Raw genomic sequence first — 17,852 nt, 5'->3', positions numbered from 1 at the left:
GTTATCAATTTTATTAAAATCATAAAATCATGGGAAAGATTTTAACAAAATTGTTTATCCGTCCACGTCGTTTAAGCGACATGTACTCGGATCGGGTGTAACCCCACACCCACTATCCCATTGGCAAACGCCTTTGGGAATACTTTTCTCATGATGTTGTATGCCCCATTGACATCTGCGTGGATGAGCGTTCCGTTTTCAGATTGAAACAGCCCACGCTTGATGCGCGTTCCTTTGTATTCCTTTTGTTTCTTCATTTCTTCCATGTCTAAAAAACTGCATTTCGATGTATAGCTTTCTTCTGTCACGATGACACGAATGCCATGCTGTACCGCTTTGTACTGCAACTGATGAAGAAACGTTTGATACGGAATGTGAACGAACGCTTGATTTGTGCGCTTTCCGAGATGGACTTCACGCTTCCAATCTTTATTCATCCCCACCACAATCGTATCGCAGTCTAAAGCCAGCGCATGTTTGATGACAAAGGCACTCGCTTGGTGCATAAAGTTTTCTACGATGCGGTTTCGTTTTTCTGTCATTTTGCTCATTCGTTTTGTCCAATCGAGTCCATTCATCTGTTTCGCTACTTTGCGGTAGTGGCTCATCTGTTTGTTGTAGTATTGATTGACGGATTTTAGACCTTTACCATTGATCACGATCGGTTGTTTCCCCACATTGTTCACAATGGTTGCGAAGTTATCTAAACCTAAATCAATACTGATATATCTGTTGTGATCTTGTTTTTGCGCTGGGATAGGAATTTTGTAAACGACTTCGACGATGATATGGCGGTGTTTCGGAATGAATCGGACTTGTTGTAGCTTCCCTTTCATGTTTGTCTTTAACCGAAACCCTTGAAAACAGATAGGAAATATTATATGATCATCGACGACTTTGCATGATTGATTCGTTAGCACAAGTACATATCGTCCGTCTTTTTTGAGATATTTGGGCGGTTTCGGTCTGCCTGTATATTTGTCTTTGTTTTTTGTCCAATCTTTCATCGACTTAAAAAATGATTGCCAATTTTGATGCAACATTCTTAACGTTTGTTGGGCACATTGAGCCATTGGCATCGCTCGATAGTCTGTATCCATCCCTTCTGTTTTCAGCAGCTTGTCTAGCTTGTTGTAAGAAAGATACGTGCCGTGTTGAAAAAACGTTTGCCTCACTTGATAGTTGGCGAAGTTGTACAAGTTTTTTGACCGAAAACAATACTCGTCGATCATCGGATAATACGGATGAGTGGCGCAAATCATATGCCTTTCCACTCGATTCGCCATCATGACGGAAGTTCTCCTTCGCTTAATATTTGCTTGATCTTCTCGCCTTTTCTTTTGCTGTACATCTTCATGGAATAACAATGCAACAGGCTGATGATTTCTTCAAATATTTCCTCGCTGTCTAATTTTTCAGAACCCACTTCGCTCATCACAACAATTTCACAATGGTATTTTTTAAACAAATGGTGAAATAATTCAAAACCCACTCTACTCAACCGATCTTTGTAACTAATGACAACTCTTTCAACTTTTCCAGCCAACACATCATCAAGCATACGAAAAAAGTCTTTTCTCTTTTCAAAACTGATGCCACTTGCAATATCTGAAAAAACTTTGGATACAGAATAGCCATTCGCAAAACAAAATTGTTTTAGCATCTGAATTTGATTTTCTAAATCGGCTTTCTGTTTTGGTGTAGAAACTCTGGCGTAGATATATGTTTTTCTTTCCACGCCTTTATTAAACAATTGATATACACTTTCTTTGTCATAATCATATCTTCCGTTAGGCAAGACATGGACTTTTATGATTCCTTCTTTTACATATTTAGTGAGCGTTGGTCTTGATATTTGCAACAACTCTAATACTTCTTTCGCTTTCATCTCATCACCTCCTACTTATAATAACAAAAATAACTATACTTTTGAATGCTTTTCATTAAAATTTTTAATATTTTTAAACAAATTAATTAAAATTTTTCAACCTAGAAAAAAGTTGAATGCACACAGTAGCTCAGGCAGTAATGTGCAATTTAGAATTAAAAAACAAAATTTTATATTAATGACTCTCCACCAAAAGTTGTACTTGATTTTTTGTAATACGCTCTACCGAAGCTTGTGAGAAACAATCAGCAAATCAATGATTTTTGCACATTCTTGTTTAGGGAAGCGTATCACTTGTCAAGTACATCTTTTGGTGATGAACCATATTAATTTAAAAATAAAAAATTGTGGAATATACGGATATACATGTATAGAAAAAAACTTTATAATAAAGGAAAATGATGAAAACTTAGGAGGTCATAATGATGAGAGCAAGAATTTGCACAATATCTGTTGTGCTTATCATATCGATTGCGACATTAACCCCTGTAATTGTATCGGCGATATCCTCTTCTTATTCGTATAGTGCTGTTTATATAGTTGATGGAAAAGCTAACGGAATATACCACAGTTTAAGGAAAGGGACGGCTACAATAGATGGTCACGCTTTTTACAATGGCAGCAAGGAAAACTGGGCTGACGGCGTTACCCCACCAGGAGAAACAGTAACTTATTGCCTTTACAGAGAAAAAACAGGGTTTGATACTAGCTATGGGTGTGTGAATCATTATGTATCAAAAAATAATGATAAAAATAATGTGGCAGAAATAAAAGAATCTTTCCCATCAAAATTAGATTCTGATTCTTCGAGATACTATTTAGTTATAGTAAAAAGCAATAATGGATGGAAAATAGTCGGCAGCGGTACATTATCTACACCATAGAAACTTTTTAAACTTTTTATTAAAAAATATTTCTTGCAAGGTGATACTCAATGAGAATATATTTCGAAGGTCCTATTTTTGTTATGGTTTTTATTGTAGGTGTATCGCTCATATGGTTGAGATTCAGCAAAGAGCCTATACGTTTCTTTTTTTTATCATCTTTCTATCTGTATATATGTTTACTGATTAGATATACACAATTCCCTATCACTTTATTTACTCATGTTCCCTTTAAGCAAAACATGGATGAAGTAATAAATATCGTCCCTCTGATTAATTTGAATCGCACTTTTATCAACTATATATTAAATATTTTTATGACCATTCCTTTTGGATTTATATTTCCTCTCATAAGAAAAATAAGTAGTAAAAAAATGATCTTTTGGAGCATTTTTGTTCCGATTATCATTGAAGGCGGGCAATTACTCCAATTTTTTTTAACATCATATTCCGAGCGGATTATAGATATTAATGACATTTTGATGAATACGTTGGGGATCTGGATCGGTTACTTTTTATACCATATACTTGTTTTTTATGTAGAAAAGTATATAAAAATGAATAACGACGTTAAAAAAAGTTCTATCATTAGCTTCATTATTCATCATCATGAATAATGAACAAAACTGTATAAACATAAAAAAGTATGGATCATATATACAAAAGATTATTCATTCATTTTCTTCAAAAAATCCCTGTCGCGCAGACAGGGATTTTCGTCTTTATTTCACCCAACCGAGAAGCATTTCGCGTACAAGCTTGCTTGCTGTGTTGGCTGTTTGTTCAGAGTGGTCATATACCGGCGCCACTTCGACTAAATCTGCTCCGACAACGCGCACATCGGAACGAGCGATCGCGTGAATCGCAGCTAATAGTTCTTTTGACGTAATGCCGCCAGCATCGACTGTTCCTGTTCCCGGCGCATGCGCTGGATCTAATACGTCAATGTCGATCGTAACATATACCGGACGACCTGCAAGCGTTGGAAGCACTTCTTTTAACGGTTCAAGCACGTCAAATTTCGCAATATACATCTCGTTTTGTTTCGCCCACTCAAATTCTTCTTTCATTCCTGAACGAATACCGAAAGAATATACGTTTTTCGGCCCAATGAGTTCCGCAATTTTACGAATTGGCGTAGAATGCGACAACGGCTCGCCTTCATAATGCTCGCGCAAATCCGTATGGGCATCCATATGAATAATCGCTAAATCGGGATACTTTTTATATACCGCCTTCATCACCGGCCAAGACACTAAATGCTCTCCGCCAAGACCGAGCGGAAACTTTCCCGCTTCCAATATGCGATCGACAAACTGTTCAATCATATCTAAACTGCGTTGCGCGTTACCGAACGGTAAAGGAATGTCACCCGCATCAAAATATTTCACTTCATCGAGCTCACGGTCTAAATACGGGCTGTATTCCTCAAGCCCGATCGACACTTCACGAATGCGCGCCGGACCGAAGCGAGAGCCTGGGCGATAGCTAACTGTCCAGTCCATTGGCATCCCATAAATAACCGCTTGGCTTTCTTCAAAATTTGGATGGCTTTTAATAAATACGTTGCCAGAATACGCTTCATCAAATCGCATCGTTTTCTCCCCTTACTTCACTAAGTCTTCAACAAATTTCGGCAATACGAAGCACGCTTTATGAAGCTGTTTTGTATAGTATTTCGTTTCAATGTCGTGGAAGCGCTCTTCGCTTACTTCAAGCGGATCATATTTTTTCGAACCGAGTGTAAACGTCCACATGCCGCTCGGATACGTTGGAATGTTCGCGATATATAGACGTGTAATCGGGAAAATTTCGCGCACATCGCGTTGAACAGTGCGAATTAAATCCGCTTTAAACCACGGATTGTCTGTTTGCGCAACAAAAATGCCGTCGTCTTTTAACGCTTTCGCAATGCCTGCATAAAACCCTTTTGTAAATAGATTGACCGCTGGACCGACTGGCTCTGTCGAGTCAACCATAATGACGTCGTATTCGTTTTCGCTTTGCGCAATGTGCATAAAGCCGTCGTCCACTTTCACTTCAACACGGGGATCGTCTAATTGACCAGCGATTTCTGGCAAATATTTTTTCGAATACTCGATGACTTTTCCGTCAATTTCAACAAGCGTCGCTTTTTTCACGCTTGGATGCTTTAACACTTCGCGAATGACGCCGCCGTCTCCACCGCCAACGACAAGAACGTTTTCTGGATTCGGATGCGTAAATAGCGGAACGTGCGCAACCATTTCATGATAGACGAACTCATCTTTTTGCGTTGTCATCACCATTCCGTCTAAAATAAGCATGTTCCCGAATTCTTCTGTTTCCACCATATCGAGCTTTTGGAATTCCGTTTGCTCTGTATGTAAAGTGCGTTTAATTCGTGCTGTAATCCCAAAGTTGTCCGTCTGTTTTTCAGTAAACCAAAGTTCCATATTGAACACCCTTTCGTCAATAATGCACCGCTTATCATGCCCAAAAAATAAAATGCTAAACATGAAAAAGTATAGAGCAATCTAGCAAAATTTCAAGTAAAAATTGCTAGAAAACGTTTAAAAAAATAAAAATGTTTTCATACTAATTTTAAACGTAAAAAATGAGGTGATGGCTATGGAGATGATTGCCATCGAACGATGGAAACGAACGTTTAAATATATGCGGCTATTTCTTTGGCTCGCTTTTATTGGCAGCTTATTATGCACGCTTACGATCGCAGGTCTCATTATATTTGCCAAATGGAAAGGCCCTCCTCCTTTAGCCGTTCCGCAATCAACGATTTTTTATGCGGAAGACGGCACAAAAATTGGGGAAAACCATTACGGCGGAAAAAGATATTGGATTCATCTATCCGATATGTCGCAACACGCCATTGATGCAACGATTGCGATAGAAGACCGAAAATTTTTCGAGCATTACGGTTTCGACTTTAAGCGAATTGCCGGAGCGATCGTTGCGAATATGAAAGCGATGGGGAAAGTGCAAGGAGCAAGTACGATTACGCAACAATATGCGCGCAATTTATTTTTAAGCTACGAAAAAACGTGGTGGCGCAAAATACAAGAAGCGCTATATACCGTCCAGTTTGAAGCAAACTACGATAAAGAAGACATTTTAGAAGGATATTTAAACACGATTTACTACGGACATGGCGTATATGGAATTGAGGCAGCCGCAAATTTTTATTTCGGAAAATCCGCCCGTGAATTGACGGTGGCGGAAGCGGCGATGCTTGCTGGGATCCCGAAAGGACCGAGCTACTATTCCCCGCTTGTCGATATGGAGCGAGCAAAAAAGCGCCAACGCATCGTTTTGCAAGCGATGGTTGAGGCAAATGTTTTATCAAAAAAAGAAGCTAAACAAGCTGCGAACGAGCCGCTTCATTTCTCAAACGGCGAGCAAATGAAAACAAAAACGATTGCCCCATATTTTCAAGATGCAGTCAAACATATGTTGAAAACGGTGCTTGGACTCGATGAAGAAACGATTGAAATGGGCGGATTACGCGTATACACGACGCTCGATGTCGAGATGCAGTCGATCGCAGAGGCGAAAATAAAAGAAACGATTCATTCGCAGTCAAACATTCAAGTGGCGCTTGTCGCCATGGAGCCGAAAACAGGCGAAGTGAAAGCACTTGTCGGAGGGCGCGACTATGAAAAAAGCCCGTTTAATCGCGCGACACAGGCAGAACGTCAACCCGGCTCAACATTTAAACCGTTTTTATACTATGTGGCGCTCCAACATGGGTTTACACCATCGACGCTATTGCGGAGCGAGGCGACGACGTTTACGCTAGAAGACGGCTCGACGTATACACCGCGCAACTTTAACAACTACTACGCGAACGATACGATTACGCTTGCCCAAGCGATTGCTCTTTCCGATAACGTCTATGCTGTAAAAACACATTTGTTACTCGGACAAGAAAAGCTTGTTGACATCGCGAAACAACTTGGCATCACAAGCAAACTGAAACAAGTGCCGTCGCTCGCGCTCGGTACAGCGCCCGTTAAAGTCATTGATATGGCGCGCGCCTACAGCATTATCGCTAACGGCGGAAAAAAAGTCGAGCCGATATTTATAAAAAAAGTGACGAATTACGAAGGAAAAGTGCTATACGAACAACGGCGAAGCGATGAACAAATACTCGATCCAGCGCTTGCTTTTGTGACGACGCACTTAATGACCGGCATGTTTGATCCAACGTTAAATGACTATGCTTCTGTGACAGGGCAATCGATCATTCCGCGCATCACTCGCCCTTATGCTGGCAAATCAGGGACGACGAAAACAGACAGTTGGATGATCGGTTATACGCCGCAGCTCGTCACAACCGTTTGGACAGGATACGACCGCGACAAAACGATTGATCGCACCGATGAAAAACAATATGCGAAACATATTTGGGTCAATTTCATGGAAGATAGTTTACGTGGAAGAAAGGTCGCGACGTTCGAACCGCCGGAAGGGGTCATTGGTGTATATGTCGATCCTCATAGCGGGAAGCTTGCGACAACCGCTTGTCCGATAAAACGGTTAAGCTATTATGTCGTCGGCACCGAGCCAACCGACTACTGCAAAGACCATCCAGCTGAAAAGAAAAAGAAGAAGAAACAAAAAGAAAAAGATTCGTGGTTTAAACGACTGTTCGATTGGTTTTAAACATAAACGCCCAAGCTCATATGCTTGGGCGTTTATGTGTCCTAGTTTTATCATGTGTTACATTTGTACCTTTAGTTTACTCCTTTTCCCACTCAACGACAAGTATAGACCTATTTTCGTTCACAAAACCGTCACATTTTATCCATGATTTTGAAGCTGTCGTTTTAACTCCTCGCTCGAACGGTCCCACATGTCGCGGTTATGCTTTTGTAAAAATGAAGCTAATACTTCTTTTGACCGCTCATCCATATGGTCAACAATAATATGGCGCTTTAACGATTTGTCCATGCGATTGACGTGCTCAGGAAGCGATTTATACCCGCGGCGCACTTCGCGATCAACCGTCATTTCGCATGCTGTCACCCCCGCATAATACGCCCCTTCTTCCGCCTGATCGACCGTTACCCATACGAGCCAATACGGCTTGCCGTTTGGCACTTCATCGCGATTCGGAGTAAATTTAATTCCCTTTTCGACGACACTGCGCGCATGCATCGCTCCCATATCAATGAACGCCTCGCCAGCTTCGACATCGATAATGACCGGCGAAACGTTTGCGAGACTGAGTACCCCTGTGCCGAACGTTCCGTGCACTTTCGGCTCTTTTTTAATAATATTAAACATCGGCTTTTTTTTCTCTTCCACAATCGTTCATCCTTTCATCATAAAATAAGCGTTGAAAATATACTTTGTAGCCATTGGGCAACAGCTGGAATGGCGACATGAAAAACCGGCTGAATCGTATATCGATCTAACGGCGTAAAAATAAGAATTAAAAAGATGAGTGCCCCGTAATTTTCAAATTGCGTCATTTTCGCACGCACATGCATCGGCGCCAAGTCTTCGACGATGCGATATCCATCAAGCGGTGGAAACGGCAATAAGTTAAAAACGAACAATAAAATATTCAGTCCGATATAAATTTCAAAAAACTGATACAATCCGTCACGAAACCATACCGGAATAAAATCAAATACACCGATGCGAATCATCGCATACCATAAAGCGAAGCCGATAGCCGCAAGCAACAAATTGCTGAGCGGACCGGCAACAGAAACGAGAATGCCCGCTAGACGCGGATGACGAAAATAACCGCGATTCACAGGTACCGGACGCGCCCAACCAAATCCGGCAATGAAAATAAGCAACGTTCCTAATATGTCTAAATGAGCAAGCGGCGACAACGTTAGTCTTCCTTGTTGTTTCGCCGTCGGGTCACCAAATTTATACGCCACGTATGCGTGCGCAAACTCATGAACAGAAAATGCAATCGCAAGCGCCAACACGACATACGGTATTTCTCGAATTGGATATGCTAAAAATTGGTCCACGTTCCTTCTCCTTTTCAAACTTTTTTCATTTTTTCATTATTATACACGAAAAACAGGCGGAAGCACTACTGACAACGGTCGATGCGTGATATAATAACGATTGTGAATAAAGGAGAAAGGGGCGATCACGATGCCATATGTAACAGTAAAAATGCTTGAAGGTCGCACAGAAGAACAAAAACGAGCACTCGTCGAAAAAGTAACAGAAGCCGTTGCGGAAACGACAGGTGCACCGAAAGAAAAAATCGTCGTTTTTATTGAAGAAATGTCTAAAAATCATTACGCCATTGGCGGAAAACGATTAAGCGACGAAAGCTGACAGGGGGCTGTCAGCTTTTTATGTACGCTTGTGTGCGTAACTGTTCGATGTAACGATACGCTTCTTCCATTTCTTCTTCCGTGTATCGTTGTTTGCTTTTTAATGTAAATACTTTTTCTTTCACTTCATCTTTACTTAAATCTTCAAAATAAAGAATAGTAGAAACAAGCTCTAAAAATCTCGCGCTTTGTTCATTTAAACTGCGCAAACAAACATCTAAATCAGGCATGTCCAAATTGTAATGCGTTAAAAATTGCTTGCCCGCTTCCGTCAACGCATAACGATATTGATAATATCCGCCTTTTTTCTCTCTCATTTCTTGCACAAACCCGACGTTACATAACTCTTCAATGCGCAATGTCAATTCTTCCGAATACGGGCCGTAAAAATGAAAATCAAATTTTTCGTAAAAAGGAAAGTTCATTTTTTTCGCAATGTAAATCATTTTTTGCAGCTTTTTTCGTCCAACAATCTCCCCGACTGCCGCTAACGCTTTCAACATTTTCGCATGTTCGAAAAGCAACGTCCCCATCTCCTATTCATATAAAAGTTGTTTTATTTTTTTCTTCACGTTTCGTTTTGTCGATAAGTCATCAAGAAAATCTTGTGGAAAATATAATTTATGATCGGTGCGACGTTTGCCTGAAATCGCATCAACGATCGTCGATTCCCGCGACAATTCGCGTAACTCCCCGCTTGGCATTAACAAATAAATGGGAAGCCTTTCTTCTTCTTCCCCCGGACGATAAAAGTCGTACGGAAGATCGGATGAGGAGTCAACGACTAAATAATAATCCGGATCAATGCCCGCTTTTTTAAACAACGTCGTCAGTTCCATCAACTTTTTCATTTCTTCATTCGTCGGTTGAAATTCGACGTATTTAAATAAATTACGATTCATAAAACGACGGCATAAATCGCTTAAAATCGCATCTCGTTCATCTTGCCATTGTTGAAAATAATATAATGTAACCGCCTCATCTAATTTTAAGTAGTCTTCTAGTTGCACGTGTCCATGAAAAAGAGATTGGAAATGAACAGGAGGTGTTTGAAATGTATAGCCTGTCAAATATAAATGTTTCGCACGATGCAAAATTTTCGTCAAAATCACTTCTGCACTGCGCGTCACGGGATGGAAATACACCTGCCAATACATTTGGTACCGGCTCATAATGTAATCTTCTACTGCGTGCATGCCGCTTCGTTTAATGACGACTTGCTCCTCGCGTGGACGCATCACGCGCAAAATGCGTTCCATATCAAAATGCCCATAGCTGACGCCTGTATAATATGCATCGCGCAATAAATAGTCCATGCGATCCGCATCAATTTGGCTTGAAATGAGACTAACAACGAGCTTATTTTCATACGTCTTCGCAATGACTTCTGCAACCTTTTTCGGAAAGTCTAACGATACACGACGAAGCACCGCGTTGACTTCTGTATCGCCTAAAATAATCGCTCGTGTAAATTGTTCATGATCAAGATGAAACACTTTTTCAAACGAATGCGAAAACGGTCCATGTCCTAAATCGTGCAAAAGCGCGGCACATAAACAAAGCAGCCGCTCGTTTTCATCCCAATCCGCACGACCAGCGAACACATCGTCAACGATGCGACGCACGATTTCATATACACCAAGCGAATGGTTAAAACGACTATGTTCGGCACCGTGAAACGTCAAATACGTTGTACCGAGCTGTTTAATGCGACGCAACCGTTGAAATTCTTTTGTACCAATTAAATCCCAAATGACTTTATCACGCACATGCACATACCGGTGCACCGGATCTTTGAACACTTTCTCTTCGCTCAATTTTTCGTTGGGATACAATCCTTCTCCCTCTCTTCCGTTCATAACATAGCTTTATTATAGAGCGTTCTATGAAAAAAACAAAGACTTCCTTCAATGACATATACCAAAATCAAACAAAAAAGGCATTCCTCTCGCATAGAATGCCCCTTGATCGGTAACCGCCACCTTATTTTTTCAACTTCGCAGCAATTTTTTCGATTAACTCGTCTTCCGTCATCGCTGATACAGGTCGATTGTTGACGAACGCAAACACTTTTTTTCGACCTGGACCGCAATAAGACTGGCAGCCAATTTCGATTGTTGCGTTCGGATCTAATTTTTTTAGCCTTGGCAACAACGTTTTTAAATTCGTCGCTTGACAGTCGTCACAGACGCGAAATTCATTTTGCATACCGTCCTCACTCCTTTTCGCTAACGAGTATTCTAACGCGTATGCGCGAACAATGCAAGCTGCATCTATTTCCTTTTAAAAATAGTATATATTTCTCGTTTTTTGGTGATTATGAAAGTAAAAGAATGCGAAAGGGGTTTTTTTCATGACAAAAAAACGACAAGATGCTTGGACTGAAGAAGAAGATTTATTGCTAGCTGAAACGGTGTTGCGCCATGTGCGCGAAGGGAGCACGCAATTAAATGCGTTTGAAGAAGTGGGCGATAAGTTGAATCGTACGTCAGCGGCATGCGGGTTTCGCTGGAATGCGGTCGTCCGCCAACAATATGAAGAATCGTTACAAATGGCGAAAAAGTTCCGAAAACAACGGCAGCGAGCACTTGGAAATAAACACGCATTGCGAAAACGGCCGCTTTATACACCACCTGTTCCTTCGCTTGAAGAGTTAGGAATGGAACCGTTAGAAGTGCAAGCAAATGAATATGAACATGTCGAAACAGATCATTTGACGCTTGATCATGTCATTGCTTTTTTACACTCTTTAAAACAATCGTATATCGGACAAGAAACCGCGCTAGTGGAAAATAAACAGCTGAAGATTGAGCTCGAACAACTACAACAACAATATAAACAACTAGAACAACAATTTACAAAACTTCAAAAAGAAAATGAAGAATTACGCGAAGATTACGGAACGATGGCACGCATCATTAACCGTGCAAGACAAATGGAAATTTCAGAGGATGAATTTAAACCACCTATTTTCAAAATGGATCGTAACGGAAACTTAGAAAAAATCGAAAAGATTGCCGAGTAAAAAAGAGCCTGACAAAAAAGTCAGGTTCTTTTAGTTCGTTTAAACTACCCTAATGGTTTTTGATTTTCGAACGGTTTTCTTCTTGATTACTCCCATTCAAGAGTAATTTTATTCCACTTTTTAAAATATTCTTCCTCTTTCAAAATGGAGTCATATACAGGAAAAAGAAAATCTCGAATCTTCCTCATGACGAAGGAGAAGTGTAGATCTTCTTTTATACCCATTCTTTGCAAAAATGCCTTCCACTGTTTGTTTCGACGCTCATCTTCTGCAAAAGAACATAAAAACATAGGACGGTCTTTTTCTAAATTTGTTCCACGTCTCTGAAACGTTTCAAATATTGCTTCCCATAAAATACGCCCATCGAAATTTTCAGTTGATAGAAGCGTGAAAACATCATAAAAATCCTTCATTCGACTGTTAATAACAGATAGTGAGATCATCGCTTCGAACTTTTCAGCTATTACTGAATAAGTGGAGTAAACTTGGATTTCAGGGGGATTCATGTTTAATAAAGTAGGGTACTTCATCTCTTTTGGTTTTGGGATGACGACGTCACCAAACCCAATATCTAATTGCAATTGCTTTCTTATTTTACCAAGCGATGCTGAGACTTTAATACGCACTCCTTCATAATTAGCGTCCTCTTTGATTCGTTCAACGGTCATTCTATTTACATCAAATTCGACTCCATCTTCTTCAACGGTTAAAGCACAAATTGATTCAAACACAGATTTAATATATTTTATATCATTCGAAATTTGTTTAGCTAAAAAGTCAATATCTTTCGTTGGTCTAGATTTAAATTGTGTTAAAGAGAATAAAAAAAGACCACCTTTTAAAACAAATTTATCACGATAACTAGAAATGGAAAGTCAATATAATAGCCTTTCTTGAAAATATAACAATAAAATGAGATCAAATGTTTTCCCGCTTTGTTTGGCAATATTTTTTAATCTTTCACTAACTGAAGCAGGTATATTTTTAACATTTCCCATTACAAAAGCACCTCTAAGTATTTTAATAAAACCGTTTTGATGCGCATATTCTCTGCACATTCCACTAGTTTATTTATATTTTTTTCAGAACTTTGTAAGTAATTTCGCAAACCTTCTTTCATTAAATCGATTCCTATTTTTTCTCTGTATCGAATAATATCACAAATCGTTTTTTCGCGATTATAAATGCTTATTTTATGGCCACCTATCTCCACTTCCTCAATTCCATACTCAAACTGTTTTTTTGAAAAATAAAAAATTTTAATTGGTGGATAATCAGGCAAACTAGGTTTCCTTGATTTTCTCTCAATGGCGATTTGATACTCCCATGGGTTATAAGTTGTCAACTCATAAAAAGACAATGCCGACAAAAGACAAAGAACACCGTTCGGGATCACTTTTGATACTTCAATCACTTCTTCATTTTGATCATTTTCCAATTCAGCATAACGGTAAAGCCCTCGTTTTATCCTAATTATTTCTCCATTTTGCTCGAATTTTCGAATATAATATTTGCTCACTCCTTCTCTCGTTAAATCCTCTGTCTTCGCAAATCCTTTTTGACGAACAAAAATGTCTTTTATTATCTTGCTTACTTCTTTATTCATTAATTATCACCACTCATTTCATCTAAACGTCGGCATTTATAACTAACTGCAAACATTTAATATACTTATTTTCCGTCATTCGCAATAATCCTCTTTTTTTAACGTAATTTCAGAAAGAAGTCTCCACTGCAAGCGTTCGCTAAGTGGTGAAAATAGCTATATATTCAATCATTTCAATGAAAAAAGCTGTCGCATCGGACAGCTTTTTTATTTCGGCAACATCGTCTCGTTTCGGTCAATCATACGTTGAAAATACACGTTATATCGCTCCCATTCTTCCGGGGTGAGCGATGATGGCTCGAGCCTACTTCCAAGCGCTTGGAGCGCTTCGTATAGGCGAATGACGAGCGCAGAAACCGTCATTTCTTTGCCGAGTAATTCACTAAGCGACGCCATCGTATGTGGAACGACCGTTGGATACGTAAACTTCGTTTGTTCTCCCGCCAGCGCTCGCTCATAAAACTGACGAATAAACTCCGCTCGTGTTGCGCCGCTTCCGTTTGCACATATATATACTTGCACAGCAACACCGCCTCGAATGCGGCGCTGTGAAATGCCCGCAAACTTTTTTCCATCAATGCTTAAATCAAAACTTCCCGGACAATACGAGCCAACAACTTCCCCTGCTTGCACGCGCGCTTCTGGCAACATGCGCGCAATGAGTGTGGCCATCGCCTCATATCCACGATCAATGTCAATTCCTTTTTTTGTATCAGGAAAAATAAGTGAAACGTTTAAAACCCCTTCATCTAACACGACCGCCAATCCACCAGAGTTGCGAACGATCGTACGCCAACCGTGCTCATGTAAGTAGGCGAGTCCTTTTTCAATATACGGCAATTTCGTATCTTGAATGCCAAGCACAACGGTCTGATGATGCACCCATAAGCGAACGATCGGATGCGATTGACCGTTTCCAACCGATTCGCAAAGCGCATCATCAAACGCAAATGACTGCTTCGCATCAAACGATGGCCCGAGGGTTGTATGGTCAATCATTCGCCACGTTTGTTGTCGCAACAATTCGCTCATTATTCCATCGCCGCAAGCGCCTGCGCTGCTGTGATGAGTGATAGCTTGTACACATCTTCGGCGTTACATCCGCGCGATAAATCGTTCACCGGTTGATTTAATCCTTGTAAAATTGGACCGACCGCTTCAAAGTTGCCGAGACGTTGTGCAATTTTATATCCGATATTTCCCGCTTCTAAGCTTGGGAAAATAAAGACGTTCGCATCGCCTTGGATGACAGAGTCTGGCGCTTTCTTTTTCGCTACAGACGGAACGAATGCGGCATCAAATTGAAACTCGCCATCGAGCGTTAACTCTGGTGCCATTTCTTTTGCGATGCGCACCGCTTCAATCACTTTTTCTGTTTCTGGCGATTTTGCCGATCCTTTCGTAGAGAAGCTAAGCATCGCTACACGTGGCTCAATATCAAACATTTTCGCTGTTTGTGCGCTCTCAATAGCGATTTCCGCTAAATCTTGGCTATCTGGAGCGATGTTAATGGCGCAATCGGCAAATACATATTTCTCATCGCCGCGCACCATAATGAACACGCCAGACGTTTTGCGAATACCTGGCTTTGTTTTAATAATTTGTAACGCAGGACGAACTGTATCCGCTGTCGAATGCGCGGCACCGCTCACAAGCCCGTGCGCTTTCCCCATATACACAAGCATCGTACCGAAGTAGTTTTCATCAAGTAAAATGTTGCGCGCATCTTCTTCCGTCACTTTTCCTTTGCGACGTTCAATAAACGCAGCAACCATCTCATCCATTCCTTCGTACGTACGCGGATGAATGATTTCTACTTTCTCAAGCGTCAAACCAAGTTCTTTTGCTTTTTGAACGACAGCTTCTTGCTCGCCGATAACAATCGGATGCAATACATTTTCTGCCGCTAGACGTCCGACAGCTGTCAAAATACGTTCATCTAGTCCTTCCGGAAACACGATCGTTACATTTTTTCCTGCCACCTTTTGCTTTAAGGCTGCAAATAAATCACTCACGAAATGTTCCTCCTTAGTTTAAAAAAATTCGTCTATCTATTAGAATACTCTTATTGAGGCGAAAAGCAATGAATTACACCACAAAAGAAAATAGTCTTTTTTTTATAACAATTCTGTTTTTTATCTTGAGTGATATATAGCCTAAAAAGTGATATATTTGTTAAGGAACATGTACAAATAAAGGAGCGTTATCATATGTCACAATGGATTCATCATCTTGAACAATGGTTGCTTGAATTTGGCGTCATCGGTCTCGTTATCGTTTCGTTTACAGAATCTTCATTTTTTCCGATTCCGCCTGATGTGTTATTAATTCCGTTAAGCATTGCCCAACCAGAGAAAGCGTTATGGTTTTCCTTTTTAACAACGGTCGCCTCTGTATTCGGTGCGCTGCTCGGGTGGTACATTGGGAAAAAATTCGGCAGACCGATTTTGCGTTATTTTATCTCTGATGAAAAAATGAATAAGGTAGAACAATATTTTCAACAATACGGGGCAATGGCGATCGTTATCGCTGGGTTTACCCCTATTCCGTATAAAGTGTTCACTATTTTCTCGGGCATTTCTAACGTCAACATTCGCACGTTGCTTTTTTGGTCGTTCATCGGTCGTGGGGCGCGCTTTTTCGCAGAAGGGCTTATTATTTTCACCTTAGGCGCTCAAGCGAAAACATTTATTGAACAACATTTTACAACGATCACGATCGTTGGCGGCATTGTCATGATCATTGCTTTTCTTATTTATAAACGGTTCAAATAGTGCGTTTGGCATAAACGAAACACATATGATACAATTTCGGTAGTACATAACAAAAGGAGTGTTGGACATGAGCGAAGCAGCACAAACGTTAGACGGTTGGTATTGTCTGCATGATTTCCGCACGGTTGATTGGGCGGCTTGGAAAACGCTCACAAATGAAGAGCGACAAGAAGCAATACAAGAGTTTTTCACATTAGTGGAAAAATGGGAAAAAACAGAAGCTGCAAATGAAGGCAGCCATGCGATTTACACAATTATGGGGCAAAAAGCAGATTTGATGTTCATGCTTTTACGTCCAACGATGGAAGAGCTTCATGAAATTGAAACAGCAATCAATAAAACAAAGCTCGCTGAATATCTCGTACCTGCTTATTCATACGTCTCTGTCGTTGAATTAAGCAATTACTTGCCGGCAGAGGCAGGCGACCCATACGAAAATTCAGAAGTGCGTCGCCGTTTATATCCGATCTTACCAAAAACGAACCACGTTTGCTTTTATCCGATGGACAAGCGCCGTCAAGGAAACGACAACTGGTACATGCTTCCGATGGAAGAGCGCCGCAATTTAATGCGCGCACACGGCATGACGGGAAGAAAATATGCTGGAAAAGTCGTACAAATCATTACCGGTTCGGTCGGCTTTGATGACTATGAATGGGGCGTGACGCTCTTTTCAAATGATGTGCTTCAATTTAAAAAGCTTGTGTACGAAATGCGTTTCGATGAAGTGAGCGCACGGTTTGGCGAATTCGGCTCTTTCTTCGTCGGCAACATTTTACCGAAAGAAAAAATGGAACAGTTTTTACATGTGTAGGCCTCCGGTTTGGAGGTCTTTTTTTATTATCTCTTTCATACATATAACAATGACGACTTTCCTCACATTTTCGTATGTCTCATCATAGGCTAATAGCGATTTTCATAAAGTGAGGTGAAGGGATGGCTGTTGTTGCGTATACAGAAGAAGATGTCAAATTGCTTGCCCGTCTTATGCGCGCAGAGGCGGAGGAAGACGGACAGCTCGGCATGTTAATGGTTGGGAATGTTGGAGTGAACCGCGTGCGCGCAAACTGTCTAGACTTTGAAGGGCTTCGTACCATTCGCCAAATGGTATTTCAAAGCCCTGGGGGATTTGAAGCGGTACAAAAAGGGTATTTTTATCAACGGGCGCGTGAACAAGACATACGTCTCGCCCGTCGTGTCATTCGCGGGGAACGTTTTCATCCGGCAACGAATTCGCTTTGGTTTTTCCGACCAGATGGCAATTGCCCGCCACAATGGTTTAATCAATGGAATACGGGACGTTTTAAGGCACATTGTTTTTATGCACCGACGCGTTCTAATTGTCCACGCGTATATTAGAAGGA

21 protein-coding genes are annotated in these 17,852 nt (G+C 40.7%); 8 read left to right on the top strand and 13 right to left on the bottom strand.

Annotated elements, in window-relative coordinates:
- Positions 1-71: 71 nt before the first annotated feature.
- Both K1I43_RS10660 and K1I43_RS10655 read right to left on the bottom strand, forming a co-directional pair.
- On the bottom strand, positions 72-1,289 hold the full coding sequence (locus K1I43_RS10660; RefSeq protein WP_116052123.1) for an RNA-guided endonuclease InsQ/TnpB family protein: 1,218 nt from the start codon (positions 1,287-1,289) through the stop codon (positions 72-74).
- Entirely contained in the window at positions 1,286-1,888 is a 603-nt protein-coding gene (locus K1I43_RS10655; RefSeq protein WP_009362398.1) for an IS607 family transposase, read from the bottom strand. Before K1I43_RS10655 ends, K1I43_RS10660 begins: the two co-directional genes overlap by 4 nt.
- A 422-nt stretch (positions 1,889-2,310) precedes the next feature.
- Here K1I43_RS10655 and K1I43_RS10650 point away from each other — a divergent pair, with 422 nt between their 5' ends.
- Together K1I43_RS10650 and K1I43_RS10645 are read left to right on the top strand one after the other, a co-directional pair.
- The gene (locus K1I43_RS10650; RefSeq protein ID WP_238148428.1) at positions 2,311-2,772 is read left to right on the top strand and encodes a hypothetical protein; all 462 of its coding nucleotides are present in this window, start codon (positions 2,311-2,313) and stop codon (positions 2,770-2,772) included.
- Positions 2,773-2,822: 50 nt separating this feature from the next.
- On the top strand, positions 2,823-3,389 hold the full coding sequence (locus tag K1I43_RS10645; RefSeq protein ID WP_019416436.1) for a VanZ family protein: 567 nt from the start codon (positions 2,823-2,825) through the stop codon (positions 3,387-3,389).
- Between the two features lie 105 nt (positions 3,390-3,494).
- Here the strand turns inward: K1I43_RS10645 and speB are convergent, their stop codons facing one another.
- Positions 3,495-4,367 (bottom strand): agmatinase, encoded by an 873-nt coding sequence (speB, locus tag K1I43_RS10640; RefSeq protein WP_019416437.1) that lies wholly within the window; start codon positions 4,365-4,367, stop codon positions 3,495-3,497.
- A gap of 12 nt (positions 4,368-4,379) precedes the next feature.
- Positions 4,380-5,207 (bottom strand): polyamine aminopropyltransferase, encoded by an 828-nt coding sequence (gene speE / locus K1I43_RS10635; protein ID WP_026011432.1) that lies wholly within the window; start codon positions 5,205-5,207, stop codon positions 4,380-4,382.
- A gap of 175 nt (positions 5,208-5,382) precedes the next feature.
- On the opposite strand from speE, the gene K1I43_RS10630 reads away from it, so the two are divergent.
- Complete coding sequence (locus K1I43_RS10630; RefSeq protein WP_026011433.1) at positions 5,383-7,434, top strand: transglycosylase domain-containing protein; 2,052 nt, start codon at positions 5,383-5,385, stop codon at positions 7,432-7,434.
- Between the two features lie 138 nt (positions 7,435-7,572).
- On the opposite strand, the gene K1I43_RS10625 is transcribed toward K1I43_RS10630, so the two are convergent.
- The gene (locus K1I43_RS10625; protein WP_019416439.1) at positions 7,573-8,079 is read right to left on the bottom strand and encodes a YwhD family protein; all 507 of its coding nucleotides are present in this window, start codon (positions 8,077-8,079) and stop codon (positions 7,573-7,575) included.
- A gap of 17 nt (positions 8,080-8,096) precedes the next feature.
- On the bottom strand, positions 8,097-8,765 hold the full coding sequence (locus K1I43_RS10620) for a site-2 protease family protein (protein WP_026011434.1): 669 nt from the start codon (positions 8,763-8,765) through the stop codon (positions 8,097-8,099).
- A 130-nt stretch (positions 8,766-8,895) separates the two neighbouring features.
- Between K1I43_RS10620 and K1I43_RS10615 the strand changes: the two genes are divergently transcribed.
- Positions 8,896-9,084, top strand: a complete 189-nt coding sequence (locus K1I43_RS10615) for a 2-hydroxymuconate tautomerase (protein WP_003397075.1) — start codon at positions 8,896-8,898, stop codon at positions 9,082-9,084.
- A 10-nt stretch (positions 9,085-9,094) separates the two neighbouring features.
- On the opposite strand, the gene K1I43_RS10610 is transcribed toward K1I43_RS10615, so the two are convergent.
- The 3 genes from K1I43_RS10610 to K1I43_RS10600 form a co-directional block, all read right to left on the bottom strand.
- A complete protein-coding gene (locus tag K1I43_RS10610; protein WP_009361001.1) occupies positions 9,095-9,607 on the bottom strand; it encodes a YwgA family protein in 513 nt (170 codons plus the stop codon).
- Positions 9,608-9,619: 12 nt separating this feature from the next.
- Positions 9,620-10,942 (bottom strand): HD domain-containing protein, encoded by a 1,323-nt coding sequence (locus tag K1I43_RS10605; RefSeq protein WP_019416442.1) that lies wholly within the window; start codon positions 10,940-10,942, stop codon positions 9,620-9,622.
- Positions 10,943-11,066: 124 nt separating this feature from the next.
- Entirely contained in the window at positions 11,067-11,291 is a 225-nt protein-coding gene (locus K1I43_RS10600; RefSeq protein ID WP_003397078.1) for a YuzB family protein, read from the bottom strand.
- 145 nt (positions 11,292-11,436) lie between these two features.
- On the opposite strand from K1I43_RS10600, the gene K1I43_RS10595 reads away from it, so the two are divergent.
- Positions 11,437-12,108, top strand: coding sequence for an RsfA family transcriptional regulator (locus K1I43_RS10595; RefSeq protein WP_019416444.1), 672 nt, complete (start codon positions 11,437-11,439; stop codon positions 12,106-12,108).
- Between the two features lie 86 nt (positions 12,109-12,194).
- Here K1I43_RS10595 and K1I43_RS10590 read toward each other — a convergent pair whose 3' ends face one another.
- From K1I43_RS10590 to pta, 4 genes are all read right to left on the bottom strand, one after another.
- Complete coding sequence (locus K1I43_RS10590) at positions 12,195-12,977, bottom strand: nucleotidyl transferase AbiEii/AbiGii toxin family protein (RefSeq protein ID WP_238148442.1); 783 nt, start codon at positions 12,975-12,977, stop codon at positions 12,195-12,197.
- Positions 12,978-13,105: 128 nt separating this feature from the next.
- Positions 13,106-13,714, bottom strand: coding sequence for a type IV toxin-antitoxin system AbiEi family antitoxin domain-containing protein (locus tag K1I43_RS10585; RefSeq protein ID WP_019416447.1), 609 nt, complete (start codon positions 13,712-13,714; stop codon positions 13,106-13,108).
- A 207-nt stretch (positions 13,715-13,921) separates the two neighbouring features.
- Positions 13,922-14,746 carry an octanoyl-[GcvH]:protein N-octanoyltransferase gene (lipL, locus tag K1I43_RS10580; RefSeq protein WP_019416448.1) on the bottom strand — a complete coding sequence of 275 codons (825 nt, stop codon included), beginning with the start codon at positions 14,744-14,746 and terminating at the stop codon, positions 13,922-13,924.
- Positions 14,746-15,729, bottom strand: a complete 984-nt coding sequence (pta, locus tag K1I43_RS10575; protein ID WP_009361005.1) for a phosphate acetyltransferase — start codon at positions 15,727-15,729, stop codon at positions 14,746-14,748. Before pta ends, lipL begins: the two co-directional genes overlap by 1 nt.
- 195 nt (positions 15,730-15,924) lie before the next feature.
- Between pta and K1I43_RS10570 the strand changes: the two genes are divergently transcribed.
- From K1I43_RS10570 to K1I43_RS10560, 3 genes are all read left to right on the top strand, one after another.
- A complete protein-coding gene (locus tag K1I43_RS10570) occupies positions 15,925-16,488 on the top strand; it encodes a YqaA family protein (protein ID WP_009361006.1) in 564 nt (187 codons plus the stop codon).
- 67 nt (positions 16,489-16,555) lie between these two features.
- A complete protein-coding gene (hemQ, locus tag K1I43_RS10565) occupies positions 16,556-17,302 on the top strand; it encodes a hydrogen peroxide-dependent heme synthase (RefSeq protein WP_026011435.1) in 747 nt (248 codons plus the stop codon).
- Positions 17,303-17,424: 122 nt separating this feature from the next.
- Positions 17,425-17,847 carry a cell wall hydrolase gene (locus tag K1I43_RS10560; protein ID WP_009361008.1) on the top strand — a complete coding sequence of 141 codons (423 nt, stop codon included), beginning with the start codon at positions 17,425-17,427 and terminating at the stop codon, positions 17,845-17,847.
- Positions 17,848-17,852 lie beyond the last annotated feature (5 nt).

The sequence above is a fragment of the Anoxybacillus sp. ST70 genome (assembly GCF_019553625.1).
GTDB classification, from domain to species: Bacteria; Bacillota; Bacilli; order Bacillales; family Anoxybacillaceae; genus Anoxybacillus; species Anoxybacillus gonensis.
This window is presented reverse-complemented; position numbering and strand designations above follow the sequence as displayed.

Coding starts and splice junctions, on each gene's coding strand:
- K1I43_RS10660 (WP_116052123.1), bottom strand. CDS start 1,289: ATGATGGCGAATCGAGTGGAAAGGCATATGATTTGCGCCACTCATCCG.
- K1I43_RS10655 (WP_009362398.1), bottom strand. CDS start 1,888: ATGAAAGCGAAAGAAGTATTAGAGTTGTTGCAAATATCAAGACCAACG.
- K1I43_RS10650 (WP_238148428.1), top strand. CDS start 2,311: ATGATGAGAGCAAGAATTTGCACAATATCTGTTGTGCTTATCATATCG.
- K1I43_RS10645 (WP_019416436.1), top strand. CDS start 2,823: ATGAGAATATATTTCGAAGGTCCTATTTTTGTTATGGTTTTTATTGTA.
- speB (WP_019416437.1), bottom strand. CDS start 4,367: ATGCGATTTGATGAAGCGTATTCTGGCAACGTATTTATTAAAAGCCAT.
- speE (WP_026011432.1), bottom strand. CDS start 5,207: ATGGAACTTTGGTTTACTGAAAAACAGACGGACAACTTTGGGATTACA.
- K1I43_RS10630 (WP_026011433.1), top strand. CDS start 5,383: ATGGAGATGATTGCCATCGAACGATGGAAACGAACGTTTAAATATATG.
- K1I43_RS10615 (WP_003397075.1), top strand. CDS start 8,896: ATGCCATATGTAACAGTAAAAATGCTTGAAGGTCGCACAGAAGAACAA.
- K1I43_RS10605 (WP_019416442.1), bottom strand. CDS start 10,942: ATGAACGGAAGAGAGGGAGAAGGATTGTATCCCAACGAAAAATTGAGC.
- K1I43_RS10600 (WP_003397078.1), bottom strand. CDS start 11,291: ATGCAAAATGAATTTCGCGTCTGTGACGACTGTCAAGCGACGAATTTA.
- K1I43_RS10595 (WP_019416444.1), top strand. CDS start 11,437: ATGACAAAAAAACGACAAGATGCTTGGACTGAAGAAGAAGATTTATTG.
- K1I43_RS10585 (WP_019416447.1), bottom strand. CDS start 13,714: ATGAATAAAGAAGTAAGCAAGATAATAAAAGACATTTTTGTTCGTCAA.
- lipL (WP_019416448.1), bottom strand. CDS start 14,746: ATGAGCGAATTGTTGCGACAACAAACGTGGCGAATGATTGACCATACA.
- K1I43_RS10570 (WP_009361006.1), top strand. CDS start 15,925: ATGTCACAATGGATTCATCATCTTGAACAATGGTTGCTTGAATTTGGC.
- hemQ (WP_026011435.1), top strand. CDS start 16,556: ATGAGCGAAGCAGCACAAACGTTAGACGGTTGGTATTGTCTGCATGAT.
- K1I43_RS10560 (WP_009361008.1), top strand. CDS start 17,425: ATGGCTGTTGTTGCGTATACAGAAGAAGATGTCAAATTGCTTGCCCGT.